This is a genomic window from Desulfonatronospira sp. (assembly GCA_003563255.1).
Classification (GTDB): domain Bacteria; phylum Desulfobacterota; class Desulfovibrionia; order Desulfovibrionales; family Desulfonatronovibrionaceae; genus Desulfonatronospira.
This window is the reverse complement of the sequence record PWSL01000186.1, coordinates 1-6,871: the sequence shown is the minus strand read 5'-3', so window position 1 is coordinate 6,871 and position 6,871 is coordinate 1. Positions and strand designations below refer to the sequence as shown.

Annotated in this window: 5 protein-coding genes; 1 reads left to right on the top strand and 4 read right to left on the bottom strand. The window is 55.1% G+C overall.

Annotated features, from left to right (window positions below; genetic code table 11):
* A partial coding sequence (locus QZP87_RS05370; RefSeq protein ID WP_291321894.1) for a hypothetical protein occupies positions 1-1,730 on the top strand: 1,730 nt, incomplete at its 5' end.
* 318 nt (positions 1,731-2,048) lie between these two features.
* Here QZP87_RS05370 and QZP87_RS05365 read toward each other — a convergent pair.
* The 4 genes from QZP87_RS05365 to QZP87_RS05350 form a co-directional block, all read right to left on the bottom strand.
* Positions 2,049-3,521 (bottom strand): WecB/TagA/CpsF family glycosyltransferase, encoded by a 1,473-nt coding sequence (locus QZP87_RS05365; RefSeq protein WP_291321893.1) that lies wholly within the window; start codon positions 3,519-3,521, stop codon positions 2,049-2,051.
* Positions 3,521-4,309 carry a lipopolysaccharide kinase InaA family protein gene (locus QZP87_RS05360; protein ID WP_291321892.1) on the bottom strand — a complete coding sequence of 263 codons (789 nt, stop codon included), beginning with the start codon at positions 4,307-4,309 and terminating at the stop codon, positions 3,521-3,523. The genes QZP87_RS05365 and QZP87_RS05360 overlap by 1 nt, the downstream gene beginning before the upstream one ends.
* Positions 4,306-5,787: an oligosaccharide flippase family protein gene (locus QZP87_RS05355; protein WP_291321891.1), complete on the bottom strand. Its 1,482-nt coding sequence runs from the start codon at positions 5,785-5,787 to the stop codon at positions 4,306-4,308. The genes QZP87_RS05360 and QZP87_RS05355 overlap by 4 nt, the downstream gene beginning before the upstream one ends.
* A gap of 35 nt (positions 5,788-5,822) precedes the next feature.
* Positions 5,823-6,871 (bottom strand): hypothetical protein (locus tag QZP87_RS05350; protein ID WP_291321890.1); only part of this gene is annotated, 1,049 nt, incomplete at its 5' end.

Genomic DNA, 6,871 nt, shown 5'->3' with positions numbered 1-6,871 from the left:
GGGGTGACGATTTCCGGGAACACCAGCAACCGGATTCAGAAAATTACCGGCCACGTTCTCACGGACTGCGTCAGCGCGGTCGCAGCATAAACGAACCTATGGTGATAACGGCATGGGGGCCCTCTGAAAAACCCCGCCCAGTACTTGATGCCTGGCGGATCCCAGGTCATGCCCGCCACCTGCGTCTGATCTCCCTGGATCTCAAAGGCCGGTTGCACTGGGATTCTGGAGCCCAGGGACAGCTGAACAATGCCTGGTGGGCCGAGGATATTCTAGTGGAGGACTTGCGCGCCCGGGGAATGGGTGCATCAAACATCGCCGCCTGGGACGGAGTTCTGGTCAGACGCAGTGCGGTTCTGGATGCCTGGGATGCGGACAGCCATGTCCAGGGGCTTTATATCGACAACCTGGACCGTGCCGGTCAACTGCTTGACCAGGGCCCCCCGGACCGGATTTGGCCTCAAGACAGCTGGACCATCGAAGAGAGCCTTTTCGACCGAAACGGATACAAACAGGATCCCAACGAACCAAGTACCTGGACCAGGAATGTAAACCGCTGTGATTATCTTGAACCCGGTAAAGGGGTTCAGCCGGTCAGGACCTTTTTTGACCGGAATATCTATGCCGACTCTTACGGCAGTCTTCATTTACGGGGCAACATCTTCAGCCGCAACGGCGGCGGAGGCTCAGTACAGATGCGTCAGGGGGGCATAGCCGAGCACAACCTTTTTATGTGGAACGAATCGGCACTGAGCACCAGTCATCCCCAGTCTCAAAGAGATATTCTGCAGAATGCGGTCATCAGGTCCAATGTGGTGCTGCACGATGACCACTTCCTCCCTCCGGGAGGGTTCGGCCAGGGACTGCGCATCGGGGCAGGCCCGGAACAGTCTGGAGTGATGAATGACAACACAGTGGCACACTTCCATCGCATCAGCAATTCCGGAGCCATGCTGGAAGCCGGCGGCATCCCATCTTACAGGGATACTGATGACAGCGGCCACCTGCCTGCCCTTCAGGCTGGACATGTGACAGTACACAACAATATCGGCATTTCCCGGAGTGCAGCCAGTCTGCTTATTCATGGCCCTGATACTCCCAAAGGAGTCAGCAGTGCAACACTGCATAACAATATCCTTTTGAATACAGAACAGGGCAAAGTGGTCAGCTACTCTGGTCCTGAGCCGTCAAACCAGGTCTGCATGGGCGACAGTATCCTGGAGGGCAACTACTATTATCAGGGTGGTTTCAGCCGTTTTGAGTGGGGGGACAGGCAAAGGGGAGATTTCAGCAAATGGCAGGAGCATGGTTTTGATGACTACGGTCTGGCCTTTTTTTCACCCCAGGAACTGGCACAGGCAGCTGGGTGGTACTATTCTGCATGCCCTCAAGATGAACACCCGGCCTGGGAACGCGACATTTTGTCCTATATGCTGAAAATCGATCCACATTATGAGCCGGATCCGGATGTCTACGTGGATGCCGGCACGGATGGTAAAAAACAGGAGACCCGTCTCAAGGTCCGCAAAGTTCTTGAACAGTTTCAAGGCTTCCCTCACGATGGTGGAACCCGCCCAAGGATGAGCCGGGAGCAGGCTACACTGACTGCAAAACGCTACCATGCCTTTATGACTTTTACCGAGCGGGCCAGGCAAAACCGCAAGGGTAACTGGGATCCCCGTTACACAGCCCAGGCATTGAACGACTATATCTCATTGAGTGCAGATTAAGAGACACCTGCTGAGGGGCTTTATATGTTAAAATCGATTGTCTTCAGCAATGTATTCGTAACCATTCAGGGGGCAGATACCGGCCCGGGGACAGTCCCGCACTTATTATTTTCTGATGAACAATTTACAGATGTGAGCGTTAGAAAAATAAGTGCGGGACAGTCCCCAGGCCTTGTGCCAGAGGGACTGCAACTGAGTATCCCCTGAATGGCTTACATGTAGTCACTGGAGTCGTATATATCTGCGAAACCAGCGTGCGCTTCTAAACACTAGTCCTGATTTTTTGCAGGCGCATCAATCTACAGCAACCCGAAAAAATCATGAACCCAGCAGCTTGTCCAGCCGGGCCAGCTTGAGGGTCTTTCCGGCATCGCCGCTGAACCCATGAAACTCCATAAGGATGTTCTGTGCCTGGGCCTTTTTCTTGAGTCCCACTAGAAAACCCAGAGCGGAACTATCAATAAATTCCAGTTGTCCGGCATCAATGGTGATCTCGTCTAATCCTCCCTGGGCGGAAAGTCTGTCCCATATGCCATCCACCTTTTGCCGGAAATCTTCCAGGTTGGTCACGGTAAGTTCCAGGGGCATGCGGATCTTCAGAAAGCCCTGCCCCATGTCCACCACGGATCCTTCCCGGACAATCCGCTGCAGCTTCCCAAGCTGGGACTGCAGTTCCTCCAGGGTATCCACTATCCTTAGATAGTCCGTCAGGCCGCAGGCCTGCAGATAGCGCTGAATACCCCGGCCGGCATTCCACAGAAACACCCTGCCCTTATATTTGCGGCAGGTTTTTTCTAAGGCCACCAACCCCCCGAGTTCCAGGCTGTTCAAAGCCTTGATCTCTGATAGATCCAGCACAAGGCTGTGAGTCTGAACTACAGGAAGCAGCCGTTCCAGAAAGGTCTGCAGGGCAGTTCTCGATGCCATGGGCTTCATAGGTATGAACACTGCCTGGAGATCCTCCAGGATGGCATCCTGTGGTACAGGCAGCGGTTCGTTTTTTGGCCCGCCGCCCCGGGACAGCCTGCCCAGCCTAATGCTTTCTCTGGCTAGAAACACCAGGTTGGAGGCGTAGCGCCCCAAAAGCCGCCTGGGGTCTGTAAGCATACGCCAGAACCATTCCATGCCGGCTTTTTGGACCAGCAGCGGTGCCCGGCGCTGCGTTCCGGCCAGAAAGTCCAGAGTGCCACCTATTCCTATGGCGAGGGGAACCTGCCACTCCCGGAAGTGCATATTAATCCACTTTTCCTGTTTGGGGGCACCAAAAGCTACCAGCAGCAGATCCGGGCCGGCATCCCGGATCTTTCTGAGGATGTCTTCGTGGTCCATATCCAGGATATCCGCCTTGGGTGGTGAATAAAAACCTGCCACCTGCAGGCCGGGATATTTTTCTTTCAGGGCATCCATGGCTTTCTGCGGCACTCCGCGAGCAGCCCCGAGGGCGAATATGCTCAAATTTTCATCCCTACAGGCCCCGGCCAGCATTGGAGTCAGATCGCTGCCGGTGACCCGCTGTCTGAGCTTTGGGCCGAACATACGGGAAATCCAGACCAGGGGAGCACCATCCGCCACCACCAGGTCCGCCTCCAGCATGATACGCTGCAGCTCGGGATCCCGGCGGGACTGCATCACAAAGTCCAGATTGGCCGTAATAATATAACCGGACCTGCCGGAACGTATTCTTTCCAGGGCCCATGAGACCGTCTCTTCAAAGGTCATGTCATGAAAAGGGATCCCCATGATGACCAGAGGAGTCTTTTCTTGAAGTGCTGTTTCCTTTTGTAAATGCATCAGTTTATCTCCCATGGATAATTTATCTTTATCTGCAGTCCGGTTTCCAGTTCCTGGCGTCTAAGCATTTCCAGCATTCTTTGTTCTGCCACCCGCAACACACTTTCCGGCGGCTCTAAGGCCCTGCGCAGCCGTGAGGCAAAGCCGTATACCTTAGATGTATCCGGCTGGACCGCAAAAACAAAACTGCCCAGCAGAGTGCCCAGCATAAGTCCGTATTTTCTGGTCCATAGCCTGGGGAGCGGTCGTCGGACATTGAGCTCAAAATCCAGGCGAACCGGCCTGCCGGACGGATCCACTACAAAGTTCGGCAGACGGTGATCTGTATCCAGAAGCCCCAGCCGGACCATGACAGCAGTGACTCTGATAATCTCATCACAAAAGGTCTGTTCTTTTTCCTGGTCGCCCTGCCGGATAAGTTCTTTCAGGTACTCTAAGACATCGCCACATTCTCCCAGATCCCGGGTAATCAGAGCCTGAGTATGGGCTGCGGGACCCGTAAGCCTGGGGATATACGCCAGAGGTTCGGGTACCGGCACTCCGGATTCAGCCAGCCGCTTCAGGGCTGTCCACTCCCGGCGGGCTGCGCTGCTCAGGCTCAGGTATCTGACAAGCCAGCGCAAGCCAGACCTGTTCCATAGCTTGACCACTACACTGCCGTTACTGGGCGTGCTCACCCGGGCTATGCGCACATCACTGCCCCGCTCCCTCAGGATATTCATATCCGGAGCCACGCCCAGGCTGACCTGCCTGGCCAGTTCCACCCATTGCAGCATGCTGTTTTTCATGGTTTTAAGTTCTCCTTTTCACCCTTAGATCTGACAGCTTTCCAGGCAAACCAGGCTCCTGCCAGGACCAGGGGACCGGCAGCCATTACAACAGCCAGGGTATGCAAGAGAGGGGATTCCTGGATATCTATGCTTCGAAGCATTATTATCAGAGGCAGGGAGTACCCGAGCAGACCAGAGGTAAAGACGATGGTCTGCAGGGCCATTCTGTGCCTTCCAACCGGCAGAGTGCTCAAGAGATAAATGTGAGCTGCAACATTGGACAGGGCCATGCCCATAATAAATCCCGGCAGCCCCATAAACATATAGCCGGGCAGGGCCAGAGCCATACAGCAGGTGGTAATCAGATTGGCTGTAAACAGTACCCTGGGCCTGCCGAGAGACAGGGGGATACGGTCCATGCTGGAAACCAGCACATGGGTCCAGGTGTACAGGGCCAGCCACTGGGAAATCCTGCCGGCTTCATGGTACCTCTGGTCATAGAGGGTCTCGAAAAAAAGAGGCGCACCCATGGCAAAACCAGCGCAAACCGCCCCGCTGATCCACAATACCGGCCTGCGGGCCTTGAGACAGGCATTCACCAGGCGGTCCGGTTCATCCTGCAGCCTGGACAGAAGCGGGAAAATCACCAGAGTGCTGAGCTTACTGGAGGTGTGAATGGCTACCCTTGCAAAGGTCATCCCTATACTGTACACCCCCAGTTCAGCCATGCTCAAAAGCCTGCCCAGCATCAGCCGGTCCAGGTTTGTTGCCAGGAACGTCACCAGAGTACTCAGAAAAATCCATTTTCCAAACTTAAACAACTCACCGGCACAGGAGCGGTCCCAGGCAAACCAGTCCCCGGGGCCCGGATTCCAGAAATGACTAAGCACCATGCGCGTAAAGCTGAAAGCCAGCCCGCCCGCCACCAGGGCCCACACGCTTGGATACACTAAGGCCCATCCGATCATAACCCCGATGGACACCACCTGGGAAACCATTTCCAGGCCGGTAAGACGTCCCAGAGCCATATCCCGGTTCAGAAGAAACACCCCGGTAGAGGTAAAGCCGGCAATCAGAGCGGTCAGGCCGGCCACGGGCAGCATCACCGCCAGGTTCTCAGCCATGGGATCACTGACTGAGAAAAAAGCGGCTGCAGGCAGTGCCAGGGCGCATGAAGCCAGCCACAGGATCAGCCCTCGAAAAACCTGGACAGTCCAGGCAGTGCGCAGAAAGGAAGTTTCCCTGCCTCGCCTGTTCTGGATTATGCTTGGTCCCAGGCCTACGTCGGAAAACATCTGCAATCCGTGCATAAAGACATTTACCAGGGCCATGAGCCCGAAAGCTTCCGGAAACAGCAGCCTGGCCAGGATGAGATTGCTGCCCAGGCGCAGTACCTGAGAGCCCCCGTAACCAAACATGGTCCACATGGAGCCCCGCACAGCCAGACTGCGACTGGATCCCTTCTCTTCAGGGCTGTTCTTTGATTCTATGGTCATGGCGATATCTGTCCTCAAATGATCAGCAGCAATTCTTAGAACAGGCGCGTTACAGGCCTGGCAGCCAGTTGCATCCGGTTGTCATAAGCTTCTCTTTCCTGGTGATGCCGGTTTATCCACAAACCGATGATACCCCCGGCCAGGATCAGTATCAGGGGATTGAACATGGCATTGAGCAGACTGTCCACGGTAAAAATCCCCATAAGAATAGGCAGGGATGCCAGGGGGGCCACTGGGGGGCCTCTCCAGCTGACCACGGGATACATTCTCAGAAACAGCAGGGGCGGCATAATGAGCACGGTCAACAAAGAAGCCAGGCCGATTACTCCATGCTGGCCAAAAGCCAGGATCCACAGCCCGTCCGGTACTGAAACGGGCCTGCCCTCATCGTCGCGCACAAAGGACCTGCCCCAGCCTCCCCACCCCAGAAAAAAACGCTCCGTGGCCTTGTCCACCAGTATGGTTTCATTATCCAGGCGAAAAGCCAGGGAACCGGTCCTTTCAGGGCTGGCCACCCGGCCTGCAGCATCTATAAGGTGCTGCCCGTCCCAGGCCCCGGTACCCCTGGCCACCACATAAATCACCGGCACCAGTAGAATCACCAGCAAAGGCAGGGACCAGCGGGTCCAGTACACCACATGCAGCACCAGCAGGCCCAGCACCAGAAGACCCATGGCACCCATGGATTTATTCAAAATAATGGTTATGAAAAGAACAATCAGAGCAGGGATCCAGATCCACTTCCAGTCTGGAAATTTGCGATACAGCCAGCCCGAACGCAAAAGCTGGTACCCGCTTAAAAAAGCAGTGATCATCCACATTGCGGTCATCAGCCCGTGCTCCATGAAGACCACGGGTCTCCACCCCCCCATACGCTTGGTCTGGCCAAAATCATGGGGATGAAACCCATATATTATCCGGTGCAGCCTGGGGCTCATGACAACCTCCCATAAACAGAAGGGGATGTATATCAGACCACCGAGAAAAATTCCAAAAGCCAGTTCCTTTAGGGCCTGTCTGTCATGAAAATACAGGCGGCCGATGAAATACGGCAATACCCAGGTAGTCAACTGCTCCAGGGTTG